The sequence below is a fragment of the Gordonia sp. SID5947 genome (assembly GCF_009862785.1).
In the GTDB taxonomy this organism is placed as follows: Bacteria; Actinomycetota; Actinomycetes; order Mycobacteriales; family Mycobacteriaceae; genus Gordonia.
Genome location: NZ_WWHU01000001.1, coordinates 3,048,509 through 3,065,597, shown reverse-complemented (window position 1 = coordinate 3,065,597; position 17,089 = coordinate 3,048,509). Strand labels below are relative to the sequence as shown.

Here is a 17,089-nt window from a genome sequence, read left to right as displayed (position 1 = left end):
CGCGCCGACCCTACAACCCCAACCGCTTCGCGACATCCTGCCCACCGACCTTCCGCACGAACTCCGGGTCCCCGCAGGTGACCAGTTGGTCGCGGGCCCGCGACAGCCCTACATAGAGCCGTTCGGTGGAACGATCGCGCGGCCGAGACTCGTTGAGCGCCAGCACCACGACCCGACGCTCGAGTCTGATCCCGAAGGTGCTCGATTGCCTCTTTGACGTGATCCTCGAAAGTCAGCCCAGGTGAAATGTTGCTTGTACCGTCACGTGACGAAAGGCGGTTGGCGGGCCGGGCTCTTGCCGGCCGCACACGCCCTTGCTCGTACATTGACCCGAGGCGTCCCGAATAGGGCGGCCTGCACCCGCGTAGGAAAATGCAAACTGAGTGAGAATTCTGGGCCACTGGGCGATGCAAAGTAGCTGAGAATCGCCAGGACGTACTGCAAAGTAGAATGAGAACCTACACCAGCAGCGTTCCGCGGAACGTCACGCGGCGGCGAGATCGCCGTCGGATTGCTGTGCTTTCCACGCCCACGCGGCGTACAGGACCTCGGTCGCGTAGCCGGCGTCGAGGTGACGCCCGGGACTGATCGGCAGCACTGCGTCGTCGTCGATCGTCGTATCGGGTTGCCAACCGGCGGGTTTGCCGACTTCCGGTGCGCGCTCGATGGTTGACCCGTCAGATCTGTGGAAGCTGAACTGTTGGCCACCAAGGGCTTTGATCGCGAACTCGCCTCGGTGCAGCGCGCGATGATGGGCGGAACACAACAGGATCAGGTTGTCGGGATCGGTGGGACCGTTTTGCGACCAGAACTGTACGTGGTGGGCGTGCAGGTGGCGGGTGCGGCCGCAGCCGGGATGCCGGCAGCAGCGGTCCCGCTCGAACAGGACGCGCATCAGTTTCCTGGTCGGCATGCGGCGTTTGCGACCGTAGTTGAGCACCACTCCGCGTGTGCCTCTGCGTTTCTTGGCGTGCTTCACTTTTCGCACCGCTCCGCCACAGGCGGCTTCGTCGACGTCCGCGTCCTCGAGCGCGGGCCCGTCATCGAGGTGGGGGTCGGCATCGTCGTGGGTGTGGACCACGAGTTCGGCACCGGGTACGAATTCCGGTACGCCGATCACCGTCTGCATGGTGTCGCCCATCGCGACGACGGCCGGGGCGATGTCGGACGGGACGTTGCGCCAGAGATCTGCCGATCCTGGATGGCCAGGCGGTTTCTCGGCGACGTCGGAGGCGTCCTCGCCAGGAGCGGGCTCGGTGGGCAGGTCGGGGTCGCCGGCGGTGCGAGTCCGTTCGTACTCGGCACGGACAACGCCGGCGAGGAATCGGGCACCGTCGAGCGGCGAGAGCCGAAGCTTCACCGATAGTGAGCCGTCAAGGTTCCAGCTCCACGAGCTGCTGGAATCGATGGTCCCGCGCTCGGATTCGTCTCGGTGGCGATCGACGTTGCGGATGGACCGCACGAGACGTTCGACCTGAGAGGCAGTGGCAGACAGGGCAACGCCGAGGAGCTCCTCTTCGCGCTCTGGCGTGGCGACCCGGGTCAGGGCGCGCACCTTCGAATAAGACAGCCGCCCCTCGCCGAAGGCCTGCCGCAGGAGCGGAAGCTCAGGCAACGCATGTGCGACGCGGAGGTGATCTTGCGCGGTTCGGATCGACAGGCCGGTCCGCCAGCTCAGCCAGTGTGCGCACGACATGATGCCCTCGCCGCCCCAGCCGCTTCGGCGGTCGAACTCGGCGAGCAGTTCGAGGAACCGTGCCGTCAACGCCGCCATCTGACTGGCGTATCCCACAAGGCGGGCCCCGATCTCGTCGGTGGTCAGGTCATCCGGGGCCACGTGGTCGAAGATCGTGGCCGACTTGCTTGTTGGTGACGCCTCGTTCGCAGACGACGGCACTGTGGCAACCGACATCATGACCCCCTGACAGATGTGAACCGGTTACCGCCCAATGTATCGACGGCCTCTGACATGGTTGAACGTTCCGCGGAACGCTCACGGACTGTTTGCGGGGTCTCCTGGATCGATGGTGCGCGAAGACGTCGCCATGATCGCCGGGATCAGGGGCGCGTGCTATCTACTCCTCGAGCAGGGCTGCGACCGGCGGCTCCACCGTCCATGCCTCGTGCCCCACGTGCCCTACGGTGTCTTTCACCGGGGACCGCTATCTCGACCTGCTTGCCGGCACATCCGCTCGCCACCGCCACGGCACCGCGCCTGTACCAAGTCGGGTCGGGAATGAGTCAGGAGAGGTGACACAGCGATGAGTTCACAGGTGGAATCAGGCAACTGGTCCGACGGGTTCCGCACGCGGGCTGTCCAACGGACCGAGGGGAGCGACCCGCCCTGGTCGGATGGGAGTCGGCTCGATCCGGCGATCGTCCGGAGTCTGCAGAAATTCCAGGTAGGGGAAAGCGGCGACGGTGCTCATCTGATCGCCAACGCCGCCGCCACAGGGGACCGCGACTACGAGGCCGCCGCGCGCCTCTTCGTCGCGGAGGAACAGAATCACGCACGGATGCTACGCATCCTTGCCGATGAGCACCACCACGTCCCGTTCCAGATCCGGCGTCTGCGGCTCGGGTTCCGCGACACCCCGGCAGCGGCCCGGATCGCGATCAAACAGATCTGGCGGGCCATGGCGGCGGCCGTGATCGTCGTCGTCGCGCTCGACCACGGTCGGGCCATGCGTGTGTGCGGGGTGTCGCGCCGAGAGTTCGTGACCGCCACCATGCGGATCTTCGACGACTCTGCGACGTCGGTGTTCTCTCGGGCCGACACATCAGATCGACATTGATCTGATCCATCCTGTTGTATCCGCGCCGACCCGTTCGTGGAGTCGGCGCGGTCTTACCCGGGTAGATTCGGTTGCGCCGCGAGAGCATCTGAACCGTTGCGACGCCGGAGAGCGGAGTAGCTCAGTCGTCGGCACGCTGGTCCATCCGCCCGGATCGTTGGTGAGTGGCGATGGGCGAGCCCTGGTGCTGCATCCATGCGATGACATCGAGGACGCGGAGCTCGCTGATCGTGTCAGGCAGTTCGGCTCGTTTCCGCGCGGCGACGATTCGGCGTCGCAGGTCGGGGTCGGTGCGCAATGCGGAGTGGATCGGGACCAGGTGCGGTCCGCCTCGGGTGCCCAGGACCTCGGAGACCACGGTGTCCCAGATGGGGTAGAGCCGGGGTCGTTTGCGTGCGATGAGTTTGGTCGCGATGGTGAGTCCGATACCTGCAACCTCGCGGAGCTGGTTCTCGAGGTGCCAGGCCGGCCACTTGTTGTCGATGGGTCCGGGTTCATCGGCGAGGTCTCGGTCAGGGCCGATAGCGCCGAGGAGATCGGCGAACTGGTCGCGCTGATCCCGCAATAGGGTGCGCGCTGCGACCGGGCCCGCGTCGACGGACAGTAGTCGGATGGCGACGACGTCATCAGCGGTGAAGATGTTGACGTCAGCGGCGCGTGTTCCGAGGGAGTCCCAGTCGTCGAACGAAGCTCCGGTGAAAGCCGTTCCGGGATACGGGTTGCCGAAGTAGGCGCGCAAATCGCTTGCGGCGTCGTCGTAGTCGTCGGTGGTCAGTGCGCGCGGAATTGTGATAGCCATCGATTCCCACCCTCCCAGAATTGGCAGGAGTGGCAGGCCGACCCGCTCAAACCAACTGTTGAGCAGGAGCCACCGAGGCTGCCGGTGCGGCTCTCGCCCGACCCGGAGTCGGATCGGCGAGGTGGAGGCGCAAGCCTTGCGGGTGGATGTCGTAGTGGACTGTCACGATCCCATCGTGAGTTCATCAGACCAGTCCTTTCACTCGATCAACCCCGCCGCTATCGCCCGGAGGTACTGGAACACGACCGAAGCCGACATCTGGGCTGCTATCGCAGGGAGGGTCATCGGTGTCGAGGACGACGGTATGGTTCGAATCACCGGACGTGTCTGGGAGCGTCCCGAGGATCGTCCACCGCTGCATCCGGCGATTCTTGCCGAGCGAGGACAACGGGACGCCCGTGATCATCTCGTCATTCGCACCATCACACAGGCAGCTGAACTCACCGGCCTGCCCGAAAGCACTTTCATCGCAGCATGGTTTACGGGAGCCCTCCGTGATGACAACGGTGACCGTGTCGACCTGCTGGTGAACACTGACCGCGAACCCCTGTGGCGCCTGAGCGACATCGACCGCGTGACGGCAATGGCGCAGGACGGCCGACTCGATCAACACCTCGAAGACTGGGTAGATGCAGGCGGTCAGATCACTTTCGGCTGATCTCGCATCGGGCGAATGGAACACTGATCGCTGGGGTGTCGTGGCGGTGGGTGAGGTGATCGGCGATCGGCGGTGGGGCAAGTTCGGCGGGCAACAGAACCCGCGACCCCGCCGGCGGTGATGTGTATCGCGGTTCCCAGCTCCCTGACGCGGTCGACCTGCTCGAGGGGGATACGGCGGAACTGGCCCAGGAAAAGAGCGATGACGTCGCGTTCGTAGTGCACCGACATCGGTGTCCCCGGCGGTAGCATCCGCCGCCACTGGGCCGACACGATCAGCATCGTCGCCCCTGCGGCGAACCACCCTGCCAGCGCCACCGCGGCCGCCACCGCCACTACCAGACCGGCCACCGACGTGGTCCCGAATGCGACCGCGACCGCCACCACGGCGAACACCAGCACGACCGCAACCGCGACCCGACACCGAGCGGTCGCCCGCACGGTGGCCCACCCCATCCTGCGGTGTTACCTGTGGTGTGCTGGGGGTGATCTCCTCGGACTCCAACCACGGGACCGCGCTCAACGCCAGTGCATCTCCCGGCGGGAACATTCTGCTCTGGTCGCTGCATCCAACGTGTGGCCGCGATCGACGCGGGCCGACCACAGCCATGAGGAGATGCCGTGTACCCGAATCCGATGCCCGCCCCCAACCGCGCTGCCGCACCGACGCCGAGTTATCCGTCGGCTCCGCCGGTCCCGCCCACCAACGCCGGGTGGGTGGTGGCTGCGGTCATCTTCTTCTGGCCGGTGGCGTTTGCCGCAGCGAATCACTCGTCGCGGGTCTTCGGCCTGTGGTCGACCGGCGACTACGTCGCCGCCCGTGAGGCGTCTGAGCGCGCCAAGACGCTCGGCAAGATCGCGCTGGCCGTATGGGCGGTGCTGTTGGTCACCATGGTCGTGTTCTACGGCGCGGCCATTGCGATCGCCATATCGGAGAGCTCGCCGGCCTCCTGACGAGAGCTGTTCGCGGCGCGCCGGGGCTGGTCTCGGAACTTCTCCGGAAGGCCGCTGCGCGTCTGTGCTCCCTGGCACGCAACCGCGCTCTCGTCGCTGGAAACGAGCGCACGGCGTGGGCATCGTCTGCCACCCTGATTCCCATCACCTTCATCGGACCCGCCTGTCGTACCCGGCCCGCCCCGTTCGTGGAGTAGGTAGAGGCAGCCGACCGGCAGCCACTGACGAAGGGAATTCGAGATGGCCCACTACATGCTTTCCGTGATCGGCGCCCCCAGCGTCTACGACATCCCGGCCGAGGATGCGCAACCACAGATGGAGGCGACCAGCAAATTCAACGACGACCTGAAGGCCGAGGGTGTGTGGGTCTTCGCCGGGGGGGCTCGGACGCCCCGACGAGGCCACCACGGTCGATGGCACCGGCTCGGACGTGATCGTCACCGACGGGCCGTTCGCCGAGACCAAGGAAGTACTCGGCGGTTTCTGGGTCGTCGAGGCCGCCGATCTCGACGCCGCGCTGAAACTCGCCGGCCGCGCGTCGAAGGCCTGCGAAGCCAAGATCGAGATCCGGACATTCGATCAGGCATGACCGATACTCGCGCACAGATCGATCAGATCTATCGCGAGGAGTACGGCCGCGTGGTGGCCTCACTCGTACGGCGTTTCGGTGATCTCGACATCGCCGAGGACGCAGCGAGTGAGGCCCTGCTGGCCGCCGTCGAGCGGTGGACCGCCGAGGGGATCCCACCCAATCCGGGAGGTTGGCTGACCACCACCGCGGGCAATCGCGCCATCGACCGGATCCGACGTGAGTCCCTGCGCGACGCAAAACATCAGGCAGCCATGATCATCGACGACCCCAACCCGCACGAGGCCACCGGGCCGGTCGACGACGACCGCCTGCGCCTCATCTTCACCTGCTGTCACCCGGCTCTGGCCCCCCAGGCGCGTGTCGCGCTGACCCTGCGACTGCTGGGCGGGCTCACGGTCGGTGAGATCGCCCGGGCCTTCCTGGTCGCGGAAACGACCATGGCGCAGCGCATCACGCGTGCCAAGTCCAAGATCAAGTCGACCCGCATCCCATTTCGGGTGCCCGACGAGAGTGACGTCACCGACCGGGTCGGCGGCGTCCTCGCCGTCATCTACCTCATCTTCAACGAGGGTTATCTCCCCGGTGCGGGTGACGACCCGACGCGTACCGACCTCACGGCGGAGGCCATCCGGCTGGGCCGGATGATGCGGCAGCTGCTGCCCGACGACGGCGAGGTCGCCGGACTGCTGGCCCTCATGCTGCTGGCCGACTCGCGACGTGCCGCCCGGGTCAGCAACGGGGAACTGGTTCCCCTCGACCAGCAGGACCGCGGCGGCTGGGACCACCAGCGCATCGCGCAGGGACATGACCTCGTCCGGGAATGCCTCGCCCGGGTGGCCCGGCAACACTCACATCCCGGCCAGTATCAGCTCATGGCCGCCATCCACGCGGTGCACACCGATGCCCGCGACGCGCGTGACACCGACTGGGGTCAGGTGGTCGCGCTCTACGACCAGCTGTACGCCGTCGCGCCGACCCCGGTGGTCGCGCTCAACCGTGCGGTGGCCGTCGCCGAGGTCGACGGCCCCGACGTCGCATTGGCGATCGTCGGCGCTCTCGCCCTCGACCGGTACCACGCGTGGCATGCCGCGCGCGCCGACCTGCTGCGGCGACTGGGGCGCAGCGCCGAGGCGCGCCAGGCATACGCCGCCGCCATCGCTGCGACCGCGAACCCGGCCGAGCGGGCGTATCTCACCAGACGTCGTGATCAGCTGGGTTCCTGATCCAGGTGTCCTTGCCACCCCCGCCGCGCGACGAATTTGACTATGAGGCTCCCGGCCGGCGCCACTCGGGTCAGGGCTGCGGGGGCTATCTGGGCGTCCACACCGGTTCCTCGATCGGGCCGCAGATGGACGAAGACCCGCAGGTCCACGTGATGCGGATAGAAGGCATCGCCGTCGAATGTCGGATGAGTGGAGAGGGTGACCACGTCCTGGGCGATGAACCGCTCCGGCTGGGCCATCAGTTCGTCGCGTCGTGCGGCGAGTTCGGAATCGGTGCACTCGGGACCGATGGTGATCCCGGCGCCGCCGAATCCGTCGATCGGCTTCACGACCAGGCGGTCGAGGTTGTCGACCACGTGATCGCGCTGTCGCCGGTCGGCGCACACCCAAGTAGGGACTTGCGCCATCGCGGGTTCCTCGCCGAGGTAGTAGCGGATCATGTCCGGTACGTACGCGTAGATCGCCTTGTCGTCGCCCACGCCGTTCCCGAGCGCGTTCACCAGCGCCAGTCGGCCGTGCGCGAGCGCCCCCAGGATTCCCGGGCGTAGCGGCCGATCGTCGTGTCCCGTCGACGAGAGCAGCATGTCCTCGTCCATCCGCACATATGCGGTGTTCACCGGCCGCCGGTTGTGCCCGTAGTGCACGAAGATCCGTCCGCTGCACGGTCCACGCGGGGATGCCGTGGAGAGATGCTCGGGCGTCGCCAGATGCAGGCCGGTCTCCTCGGCGAGAAGCGTGTGATCGAACCACGCCGAGTCCCGCGGACCGGAACTGATGATGATGTCGATACCGTCGTCGTGCGTGTCCGGAGGCGCGGCGGCCGTGATGGTCTCGGCGAGCATCCGAGGGACGTCGTCGGTCGGCAGGATGTCTGCGGGCATGGGTATCTCGGGAAGTGCCTGCATCATGAGCCGGCGATTGGACAGCGCGAAGGCGACTCCGGACGGGACGCGCAGATTGTCCTCGAGAACGAGATACTCCCCGGGCGCAGGCGAGACGATGTCGATGCCACAGATGTGGGCGCGGACTGTCTGCCACGTCGGCACCCGGCCGGTGTGACGATAGCCGGGTGCCCGGTCGAGGGCGTCGCCCGGGACCACCCCGTCTTCGACGATCCGTTGCTCGCCGTAGACGTCGACGACGAACGCGTTGAGGGCCCGGGCCCGCTGTGTCGCACCGTCGGTGATGCTCGTCCAGTCTTCTGGCCCGATACACCGGGGGAGCACGTCGAGCGCGAAGACCTGTGCGTGCGACTCACCGGCCGTCCGGAACATTGCGCCGTCGATGCTCTGCTCGTGTTCGATGTCGTATTGACGTTTGCGGAGTTCGACCGCTCCGAGAGCTGTCGCGGCGTCGAAGATCTCCCGGTAGCCGGACCGAAGCGTGCCGTCGGGGGAGACGGCCTCGTCGTGGGCCGGGGCGGGGTCCGAATCCTCGGGACGGTCGGCGTCCGCGAAGTAGCCGTGCAGGAGCTGGGCCGGGGTGTCGTCCGGAATGCGCACCGGGGCGACCCGGCCCGCGGTCTCGGCGACGAGGCGTTGGACCACGGCACTCAACCGGCCGCGTCGCCGAAGCGTCCGGCGTTGGCGCGCCGCCGAGCTGCCGACCTGCACAGCGATGTCTGCCAGTTCGGTGACCGTGTGCCAGTCTCCGGTGCACTCGAGTTGGGGACGCACGAGCCGGATGAGGTCACCGATCACTTCGGCGGCAGGTTTCGGCATGCCGGCAGCGACGTCGATGAGGTCTGCCTCCAAACCGTCGCGAGCGGCCTGCCAGATCGCCGCGCGGTACAACGTCGACTGCGTCTCGGGTGTCGGCTCGTCCAGCCGGTCCGCCCCCCGCAGCACCAGGGCCCGGAACAACCCGGCGATCAGGGCGATGGTGGCGACGTCGGGACAACTGTCGCAGAGACGCAGTTCGAGGGTGTCGTAATGTGCGGACGGCCGTACGTCGAAGTACACCATGCCGGGATCGGTGATGACATCACTGGCGATGAGTTGCTCGACGAGCCGGTCGTACTCGGCAGCGCTTGTCACAGACGGGAATTGCCCGGCCGTCGGCCATCGTTGCCAGACCAGTGTGCGGGCGCTGGCATAGCCGGTGTCGGAACCGTCGGCGGCAAACGGTGAACTCGCCGACAACGCCAACAGCGTCGGCAGGTGTGGCGCCACCCGAGCCGCGATGGCGACGGCCTCGTCGCGGTCGCGTACCGACACGTGCACCTGGGTGCCGCAGATGAGCTGCTCACGCGCCAGCAACTGGAAGTCGGCGAGCATGCGACGGTACCGCGGCGTCTCGGTCACCTGTAGCTCGATGGGCGCGGCGAGCGGTACCGAGCCCGCGGCGACGATCCCGATCCCGAGGGTTGCCGCGCTCTCCACCAACCTGGCCCGATGTCGTCGCAGATCGGACCGCAATCCGTCGAGAGACCCGTAGACGCCGCTGTTGGACTCGATGACGCACCGTTGGAGTTCGGCGACGAACGGGCCGTCGTCGGGCAGGACCTCCAGCAATTCGGGCGCCCGCGAGGTCAACTTCGACGTCGTCAGATCGACGAGGTGGAACTCTTCCTCTACACCTACGGTGCGAACGTCAGGCATCACACGCGTATCTCCTCTCCCAGCGAGACGTGATCGCAACCGTTCCTGGGCGATACGCACGGTGAGAATGCCCGAGCCGCACGCGTTCAAACATCTGGACGCGGGCGCGATCTGTGGCGCTGCGAGGTTTGGACCGGTCCTCGACCGGCAACTCGGTGCACATGAGCAGATCGAGTTCTGCTGCCGTTGCCGGAGCCGTGTCGGCGGTCGCGGCGGTGGTTGCGCGCGACCTCGTCCAGAAGAAGCACGCCCTGCTGCGCAACTATCCGCTCCTCGGTCACGCGCGATACTGGCTGGAGTCCATCGGTCCCGAGTTGCGGCAATACATCGTCGCCGCCAACGACGAGGAGCGGCCGTTCACCCGCGACCAGCGGCGGTGGGTGTACGCCTCGGCGAAGAAGGAGAACAACTACTTCGGGTTCGGGACCGACAACGATCTCGAGTACACGGCTGGGTACGCGGTGATCAAACACCGGACGTTCGCCCGCGCGGTTCCCCGATCGACACCCGACGCCGGACACGAGGCCGTGGTCCCGTGCGCCAAGATCATCGGTGCGGCGCACGATCGGAAGAAGACGTTCCGACCCGGATCGGTCGTCAACATCTCGGCGATGAGTTTCGGCTCGCTGTCCGGCAACGCGATCGAGGCGCTGAACCGCGGTGCTGCGCTGGCCGGCTGTCTACAGAACAGCGGGGAAGGCGGTATTTCGCGCTACCACCGCCACGGCGGTGAACTGATCTTCCAGATCGGTACGGCGTACTTCGGCTGTCGCGACGACGAGGGACGTTTCGACCTCTCCAGGCTTCGTGACGTGGTGGACGGTGCACCGGTCAGGGCGTTGGAGATCAAACTCAGTCAGGGAGCCAAGCCGAGTCTCGGTGGGCTGCTGCCGGCCCCCAAGGTGTCCGCGGAGATCGCCGAGGCGAGGGGCATCCCGCCCGACCGCGACTGCGTCAGCCCATCGCGGCATGCGGAGTTCTCCGACACGGACAGCCTGCTGGACTGGATCGAACTCCTCGCCGCGGAGACCGGGCTACCGGTGGGCATCAAGGCCGCCGTCGGCGACCTCGAGTTCTGGACCGAACTCACCGACCTGATGCGCAGCACCGGCCGCGGCCCGGACTTCGTGACGATCGACGGCGGCGAAGGCGGAACGGGCGCAGCGCCGTTGATCTTCACCGACAGTGTCTCGTTGCCGTTCCAGCTCGGTTTCGCCAAGGTGTACCGCATCTTCGCCGAGCGAGGCCTGGCCGAACAGGTCACCTTCATCGGCGGGGGCAAGCTCGGTCTGCCCGACAATGCGATCGTCGCGTTCGCGCTCGGCATCGACATGGTGAACGTGGCCCGGGAGGCGATGCTGGCGATCGGGTGCATCCAGGCGCAGAAATGCCACACCGACACCTGCCCGACCGGCGTCGCGACCCAGAATGCCTGGCTGGCGCGTGGATTGGTACCTGAGGTCAAGGCGGAACGCGCGGCGAACTACATCACGACGCTCCGGCGCGACCTCCTCAAGGTCGCACAGGCCTGCGGTGTCGAGCATCCGGGACTGATCGGCACCGAGTCGGTCGACATCCTCACCGGACGTACCGTTTCCACGCCGCTGCACGAGGTCTACGACTATGTCCCGGGGATGGGACTTCCGTCCGAGTCCGATCGTGAACAGATCATCCGTCTGATGGAGACCGGCGGAACCCAAGGCGGGTCTGCGCCGCCCTCCGCGTCGAGTGCCGGGTGAACGGCCCGGGAACCAGATAACAATGGTGCGCAGTTGGTGGTGAGACTACGATGGCAGAGCCCGGGCGGGCAGTCCCGGCTCCGCGTCGACATGGGAGTTTCACGTCATGAACCGCAGACCTCACGTGGTACTCAGCGGAATCATCTCGCTCATACTGTCGCTGGTCGTCACCACCGGGGCGCTCGTGGCCGGTACTGCTGCCGCGCAGGCCGACACCTTGCACGGCGTCCGATACGCACATGCGACCGCCGCGCGACCGTATGTCGAGACCCCGGTCTCCCCGAGGAATCGTGTCGCGTCGGTGTGGTCGCGCTCGATGCACACACAGGTGCCGGTGCTGGTGCAGACGCCGGCGAACGGGAACGCCGGTGCGCCGGTGATGTATCTCCTCAGCGGCTCGACAGGTGGTGAGCAAGGCGACGATTGGACACACGCGACGGACGCGAACGCCTTCTACGCGCGCAAGAACGTGTGGGCCGTGACGCCCATCGGTGGTGCGGCAAGCTTTTACGCGGACTGGCGGCGGGTGGATCCGGCGGCGAACTTCCGCTTCGGGGTGCGCACCAACAGGCCGCTGCGGTGGGAGACCTTCCTGACCTCCGAGCTCCCGGCCGCGTTCGAGAACGCGCACGGACGATCCGGTCCCTCGCGTGCGCGCGGCATCGCGGGGATCTCGATGTCGGGGACCGCGGTGGTGCGACTGGCCGAGAATCATCCCGGCCTGTACCGCGCCGTCGGCGCCTACTCCGGATGTGCGGACACCGTTTCCGTGCCCGGTCAGGTCATCGCCCGTGTCGTCGCCGCGTTTCCGGGTGGCGCCGACGCCAGCAACATGTACGGCCCGCCGGGAGATCCGGAGTGGGCTGCTCAGGACCCGGTCCTCAATGCGCACAAGCTGGCCCGGCGAACCCCCGCGTTGTGGATCAGTGCCGCCACCGGTCTGCCGGGTGCGCACGACAACCTCGCCGACTGGCGGATAGCGGGTGACGGAACCAAGCTCGCACGACAGGTCGTCGAGGGTGGTCTCGACGAGGCCGCGTCGCGGTACTGCACTGCGACTCTCGCGCAACGTCTGGCTCAGCTGCGCATTCCGGCCACGGTGCGATTTCCGGCGGTCGGCAACCACTCCTGGGGCTATTGGCAAGACCAGATGCACGAATCCTGGCCGATGTTCGCCCGCGCGCTCGGCGCATGAGGGACGGCGCCACGGACTAGCGGTGAAAAGCTGTGCGCCAGAGCCTCAGAGAGCGGAGACGATGTCGATCACGGATCGGGTGAGTTTCTCGATGGTCTCGTGGTCGAACAACGCTGCGGCATACAGCACGTCCACCTGACCGTCGTCGGTCTGCTCGTGGGGCGCGACAACGCTGATGTGTAGATCGCATTTCGCGTGGTCGACCGGAAGTGCGGACACGGTGACATAGTCGGCGAACGCCTCGACAGACGTTCCGACCGGATCATCTGCGGTCAGCATCACCTGGAACAGTGGGTGGGCGTTGCCGTCGCGCGCGCCGAGCTCCGCAGCGAGTTCGGGGAACGGGAGATGGGCGTGAGCGAATGCGCGATTCTCGGCCGTTCGAATGGCTCGGACGGTCTCGTCGGCGGACGCACCGATGTGGCACGCCACCGGGACCGTGCTGACGAACATGCCGACGGTGCGCTCGAAACGAGCGTTGTCGCGTCCGGAAAGCACTGCGCCGATATGGATCGTCCGATGGCCGGTGACGTTCGCGAGGTGCAGCGCGAGTGCCGTGCGGACGATGGTGAGGGGTGAGGTGTGGTGGCGGCGTGCTGCCGCGGTGATCTGGTCCCACGCTGCACGTGGCAGCGAACCACGGTGCCGTCCCGCGCGGGGGTCCCACGATGCGCGACGGGGCCGATCGGTATGCCCGTCCAGAACACGCAGTCCGTCGATTTCCTTGTGCCAGAAACGAAGATCGGCCTCACGCGCCGACTCGCAGGCGTTGTTCGCCTCCCGGCAGTACTCGACATACGGCGCAGACGCCTCCGCGTCCGACGCGTCGGTGATCAGTGATTCGGCGATGAGTCGCAAAGAGTGACCATCGACGGCGACGTGGTGAAAGGCGACCGCGACGTCGGTATGCCCACGGCGGTGCGCGACACCGATCCGCAGCGGATAACCGGTTGCGAGATCGAATGGCCGATGCAGGTATTCGGACGCCCACCGCGGGTCGGTGCCCCCGGGTATCTCGTCGACGGCCCAGCGCGCAGGATTGTTGATCGGCTCGACCGTGAACTCGGTATTGCCAAATGTCGCGCGCAGTATGTCGTGGCGATCGATCAAGGCGCGCAATCGATCACGGACCACCGTGGTCGGGATCTCGGCGTCGACGCTCAGGACGAACGGAATCAGATTGGCGATGCCGTGATCGGGGAGGGAAAACGCTCGCTGGGCCGGCGCCATCCGAACCCGGGTCGGTGCGGCCTCACTGACCGCGACACGACCGTCGAGCTGTCCCTCCGCCTTCGGTGACGGCGGAGCCGGAGCGTCGAGTCGTTGTGCGAGTGCGCGGGGTGTGAGTGCTTCGAACACGTCGCGGACGTGGAGCTGCCGGCCGGTTCGGGCGTTGAGGACTGCGATGATCTCGGTGGCGATCAGGGAATCGCCGCCGAGATCGAAGAAGTCGGCGGTGACACTGATCGGGTCGAGTGTGTCGAGGCCGCGCCGAAATGCTTCTGTCACCAGACTTTCCGTCGACGTGGCAGGCGCGACGAAGGGGAGCGTGGTGGCGTTGCCCGGTGCGGGGAGCCGCGAGTGATCGAGCTTGTTGTGGATCGTCATCGGAAGGGCGTCGACGACGGTGATGGTGGCGGGCATGAGGGGTGACGCGATGAGGGCGGCCAACGAGGTGCGGAGTGCCGGGACATCGACGTCACCGTGCTCGGCGACGACATAGCTGTGCAGACGGGTGTGATCGTCATCCACGTGGGCGACGGTGGTCGCAGCTGTGACGAGGCCGGTCGAGAGAAGCGCCGAGTCGAGCTCGCCGAGTTCCACACGCACACCGTGAACTTGGACCTGACGATCGGCGCGCCCGAGGAAGACCAGATCCCCGTGGTCGCTCAGTCGCACGCGGTCGCCGGTGCGATACAACCGTCGACCGGGCGGCCCGAACGGGTCGGCGACGAAATGGGTGGCCGTCTGCATCGGACGATGGAGGTAACCCATCGCGAGACTTGGTCCGGCAATGTAGATCTCACCCTCGCCGCCGACGGGGACCGGTAGCAGACGTTGATCGAGCACCCACGCCGTCACTCCGCTCATCGCGGTACCCAGCGGGATGTGGTGGTCCCGGTGGCGTTCGGGTTCGATCCGCTCGGTGAGCAGTACGCTACAGGTCGTCTCGGTCGGGCCGTACGCACATCGTGTCGTGGCGTGACGGGCCCAGCGGTTGATCAGCGGTGCTGGGCAGTGTTCGCCTCCGACGACGATGTGGGACAGCCACGGCAAGGCGCGTGGACTGAGGGTTGCGAGCAACGACGGGGTGATGAACAGGTGTGTGGCCCTGCTCGCCGTGAGACACTCGGCGAGTTCGCGGCCGCTCCGGATGTCGGAGGGGACGACGGCCAGCGAGGCCCCGCGATGCGCCGCTGCCACCATCTCGACGATCGAGGTGTCGAACCCGGGCGAGGTCATGTGGCCGACGACGTCTGACGCCGTCAACTCATAGCTGTCGTCGACGGTGGTGAGCAGATCGGCGATGCCGCGGTGGGTGACGATCACTCCTTTCGGTCGGCCGGTCGTCCCGGAGGTGTACAGGACGTATGCTGGCATGTCGACCGAGAGTTTCTCCGCGGGTGGGAACCCGACCTCGGCTGTGAGTTCGAGTGCGCGCATGTCCAGAAGCTGCTGTGACGCCGGGTGTTCGGGCGGCACCGCGTAATAGACGACAACTCGTGGACGAGCATCCTCGAGCATGATGCGCTGGCGGCGGTGCGGCAACGCGGGGTCGATCGGGACCACGCCCGCGCCCGCCCACATGCTCGCCCAGAACGCGAGCACACTGTGCCGGCTGCGCGTCATCGAGACGGCGACCAGGTCGCCGGGGCGGACCCCGAGATCTCCGAGATGGCGCCCGAGCGACGCTGCCTTCTGCACCAACTCCCGATACGTCAGGACGCCCGCGGCGTCGCGCACGGCGACGTCGTCGTTGTCGCGGTTGCGGACGAGCAGTTGCGACAGCGTCGTCGGCTCGACCGCAGATGGGCTGCTGCTCCCAGGAGACGCGCAGGGCACCGGGCGTCGTGTGAGCCGACGGTGCGACGGTGCGTTCAGCAGGTAGGTGAGACTGTCCAGAAGCTCTGTCAGGAGCCGCTCCGTCCCCGGCCGGGTGTGGGTGGCGGCGTTGGTCTCGAGTTCCACGCGGTGACGTCCCGGCGCGGTGGGATAGACGTTGACGTTGACATCGGCCACCGGTCCGGTCGAGACCACCCGGTATCGGGCGTGGATGTCGGGGTGGAGATCGGCGGGTGGGACGGGGGCCAGATTGACGACCGGACCGTGGTGGGTGAGTGGCGAGTACATGCCGCGGCCGTCGCGCCACATCTGCTCATACCGGTACCGCTGGTGCCTCAGCGCGCCCACCGATCCAAACGCCACCGCGTGCACGAGGTCGTCGACCGTGTCCGACGGACGGATGGGCACGCTGACCGGCAACAGATTGGAGAGCGCACCACCGGCGCTGCGCAATGAAGGCGACGTCCGCGCGGAAGTGGCAATCGTCAACGGCACCACCGAAACGTCGCGTAGCCGAGCCGTACACCATGCGACCGCCGCGACGAGCACTGCGCTGAACGGGTATTCGGTTTGGCCGTCCGCGGCCTCGTCCGGTGTCATCATGTCGTCGTCGAGGTCCACGCCCACCAGATGGCGGTGGGCCGACAAAGAGCCCCTGCCGGTACCGAGCACGACTGATGCCGGGAACCCGTCGAGCACCGAACGCCAGTACTCCCGATCACGGTCGTGGCGGGCAGAGTGGTCGTAGCGATCTTCCGCGACGATCGGAGCTTTCCACCGTGCGACTGTGCCGTCGAACCAGTCGTCGTCGCGAGTACCCAGCCCCTGGTAGCGAACTGCGGTGTCACTCAGGAGTGTCATGGCTCCGTAACCGTCGAGAGCGATGTGGTGAGCACGCGAGTACAGGAGCCAGCGATACTGCTCGAGCCGGATCAGCGCGCAGAACACCAGTGGCTGCGAGGGATTCAGCGGCCACGGACACGACGCGTCGGCAGACATCCAGTCGTCGGCATCGCCGAACGGATCGTCGCGATCACGGAAGTCCATCTCACACACCGGGTGCGGGACGAGTTCGGCGTCGAGCACCATCATCGGATCGCCGTCGGGGCCCACGTGGACACGCGCGATACCCAGACCATGGAGCGTCTGGGCTTCCCGAGCTGCGTTGCACAGCATGGCCGTATCGACATCGCCCGAGAGGTCGACGTACTGCGCGATGGTCAACGGTACCGTGTCGCCGACCGCTTGCTGAGCGAACCAGATGGCACGCTGGGCGGCGGTGAGCGGCAGCCATTGGGTCGCGCCGGGCCGGTGGACTTCTTCTGGATGGCCGGGAAGCGTCAGGGTCGCCCTCCTCGTCTCAGCCCCGACCTGTGAACGCGGCTGGTCTGATTCAGCCTTATCCAGTCTGCGCGCCCGCTGGATCACGTGTCCAGGACCTGGCGTGCCTTCGCTCTCAGCGTCCTTTCAAC

General features: G+C 66.8%; 12 protein-coding genes and 2 pseudogenes. 8 read left to right on the top strand and 6 right to left on the bottom strand.

Annotated elements, in window-relative coordinates; all coding sequences use genetic code 11:
* Positions 1–10: 10 nt before the first annotated feature.
* Both GTV32_RS14160 and GTV32_RS14155 read right to left on the bottom strand, forming a co-directional pair.
* Positions 11–184 (bottom strand): annotated as a pseudogene (locus GTV32_RS14160) (nuclease); the annotation flags it as partial.
* Between the two features lie 300 nt (positions 185–484).
* Positions 485–1,897, bottom strand: a complete 1,413-nt coding sequence (locus tag GTV32_RS14155; protein WP_343287335.1) for a DUF222 domain-containing protein — start codon at positions 1,895–1,897, stop codon at positions 485–487.
* 364 nt (positions 1,898–2,261) lie between these two features.
* Between GTV32_RS14155 and GTV32_RS14150 the strand changes: the two genes are divergently transcribed.
* Positions 2,262–2,795 (top strand): ferritin-like domain-containing protein, encoded by a 534-nt coding sequence (locus tag GTV32_RS14150; protein ID WP_161060851.1) that lies wholly within the window; start codon positions 2,262–2,264, stop codon positions 2,793–2,795.
* A gap of 121 nt (positions 2,796–2,916) precedes the next feature.
* On the opposite strand, the gene GTV32_RS14145 is transcribed toward GTV32_RS14150, so the two are convergent.
* Positions 2,917–3,594: a DUF6308 family protein gene (locus GTV32_RS14145; protein WP_161060850.1), complete on the bottom strand. Its 678-nt coding sequence runs from the start codon at positions 3,592–3,594 to the stop codon at positions 2,917–2,919.
* Between the two features lie 175 nt (positions 3,595–3,769).
* Between GTV32_RS14145 and GTV32_RS14140 the strand changes: the two genes are divergently transcribed.
* Positions 3,770–4,252 carry a hypothetical protein gene (locus tag GTV32_RS14140; RefSeq protein ID WP_161060849.1) on the top strand — a complete coding sequence of 161 codons (483 nt, stop codon included), beginning with the start codon at positions 3,770–3,772 and terminating at the stop codon, positions 4,250–4,252.
* Here the strand turns inward: GTV32_RS14140 and GTV32_RS14135 are convergent.
* A complete protein-coding gene (locus GTV32_RS14135) occupies positions 4,234–4,707 on the bottom strand; it encodes a hypothetical protein (RefSeq protein ID WP_161060848.1) in 474 nt (157 codons plus the stop codon). The genes GTV32_RS14140 and GTV32_RS14135 overlap by 19 nt on opposite strands.
* A 180-nt stretch (positions 4,708–4,887) precedes the next feature.
* Between GTV32_RS14135 and GTV32_RS14130 the strand changes: the two genes are divergently transcribed.
* The 4 genes and pseudogenes from GTV32_RS14130 to GTV32_RS14120 all read left to right on the top strand — a co-directional run bounded on the left by GTV32_RS14130 (position 4,888) and on the right by GTV32_RS14120 (position 7,020).
* Positions 4,888–5,205 (top strand): CD225/dispanin family protein, encoded by a 318-nt coding sequence (locus GTV32_RS14130; protein WP_161060847.1) that lies wholly within the window; start codon positions 4,888–4,890, stop codon positions 5,203–5,205.
* A gap of 47 nt (positions 5,206–5,252) precedes the next feature.
* A pseudogene (locus GTV32_RS23470) lies at positions 5,253–5,402 on the top strand (type II toxin-antitoxin system death-on-curing family toxin); the annotation flags it as partial.
* A 161-nt stretch (positions 5,403–5,563) separates the two neighbouring features.
* Complete coding sequence (locus GTV32_RS24065; protein ID WP_343287334.1) at positions 5,564–5,794, top strand: YciI family protein; 231 nt, start codon at positions 5,564–5,566, stop codon at positions 5,792–5,794.
* Entirely contained in the window at positions 5,791–7,020 is a 1,230-nt protein-coding gene (locus tag GTV32_RS14120; protein ID WP_161060846.1) for a sigma-70 family RNA polymerase sigma factor, read from the top strand. Before GTV32_RS24065 ends, GTV32_RS14120 begins: the two co-directional genes overlap by 4 nt.
* On the opposite strand, the gene GTV32_RS14115 is transcribed toward GTV32_RS14120, so the two are convergent.
* A complete protein-coding gene (locus GTV32_RS14115; protein ID WP_237421543.1) occupies positions 7,005–9,620 on the bottom strand; it encodes a carboxylate--amine ligase/circularly permuted type 2 ATP-grasp protein in 2,616 nt (871 codons plus the stop codon). The two genes, GTV32_RS14120 and GTV32_RS14115, sit on opposite strands and share 16 nt — an antisense overlap.
* Positions 9,621–9,781: 161 nt before the next feature.
* Between GTV32_RS14115 and GTV32_RS14110 the strand changes: the two genes are divergently transcribed.
* Both GTV32_RS14110 and GTV32_RS14105 read left to right on the top strand, forming a co-directional pair.
* Positions 9,782–11,359: an FMN-binding glutamate synthase family protein gene (locus GTV32_RS14110; protein ID WP_161060845.1), complete on the top strand. Its 1,578-nt coding sequence runs from the start codon at positions 9,782–9,784 to the stop codon at positions 11,357–11,359.
* Positions 11,360–11,465: 106 nt separating this feature from the next.
* Positions 11,466–12,554 carry an alpha/beta hydrolase family protein gene (locus GTV32_RS14105; protein ID WP_161060844.1) on the top strand — a complete coding sequence of 363 codons (1,089 nt, stop codon included), beginning with the start codon at positions 11,466–11,468 and terminating at the stop codon, positions 12,552–12,554.
* A 45-nt stretch (positions 12,555–12,599) separates the two neighbouring features.
* Here GTV32_RS14105 and GTV32_RS14100 read toward each other — a convergent pair whose 3' ends face one another.
* On the bottom strand, positions 12,600–17,045 hold the full coding sequence (locus GTV32_RS14100) for a non-ribosomal peptide synthetase (RefSeq protein WP_161060843.1): 4,446 nt from the start codon (positions 17,043–17,045) through the stop codon (positions 12,600–12,602).
* Between the last annotated feature and the right edge of the window lie 44 nt (positions 17,046–17,089).

Excerpts from the sequence above, each read along its gene's own strand:
- GTV32_RS14105 (WP_161060844.1), top strand. The coding sequence starts at position 11,466 with ATGAACCGCAGACCTCACGTGGTACTCAGCGGAATCATCTCGCTCATA.
- GTV32_RS14110 (WP_161060845.1), top strand. The coding sequence starts at position 9,782 with ATGAGCAGATCGAGTTCTGCTGCCGTTGCCGGAGCCGTGTCGGCGGTC.
- GTV32_RS14135 (WP_161060848.1), bottom strand. The coding sequence starts at position 4,707 with ATGGGGTGGGCCACCGTGCGGGCGACCGCTCGGTGTCGGGTCGCGGTT.
- GTV32_RS14115 (WP_237421543.1), bottom strand. The coding sequence starts at position 9,620 with ATGCCTGACGTTCGCACCGTAGGTGTAGAGGAAGAGTTCCACCTCGTC.
- GTV32_RS14130 (WP_161060847.1), top strand. The coding sequence starts at position 4,888 with ATGCCCGCCCCCAACCGCGCTGCCGCACCGACGCCGAGTTATCCGTCG.
- GTV32_RS14150 (WP_161060851.1), top strand. The coding sequence starts at position 2,262 with ATGAGTTCACAGGTGGAATCAGGCAACTGGTCCGACGGGTTCCGCACG.
- GTV32_RS14120 (WP_161060846.1), top strand. The coding sequence starts at position 5,791 with ATGACCGATACTCGCGCACAGATCGATCAGATCTATCGCGAGGAGTAC.
- GTV32_RS14145 (WP_161060850.1), bottom strand. The coding sequence starts at position 3,594 with ATGGCTATCACAATTCCGCGCGCACTGACCACCGACGACTACGACGAC.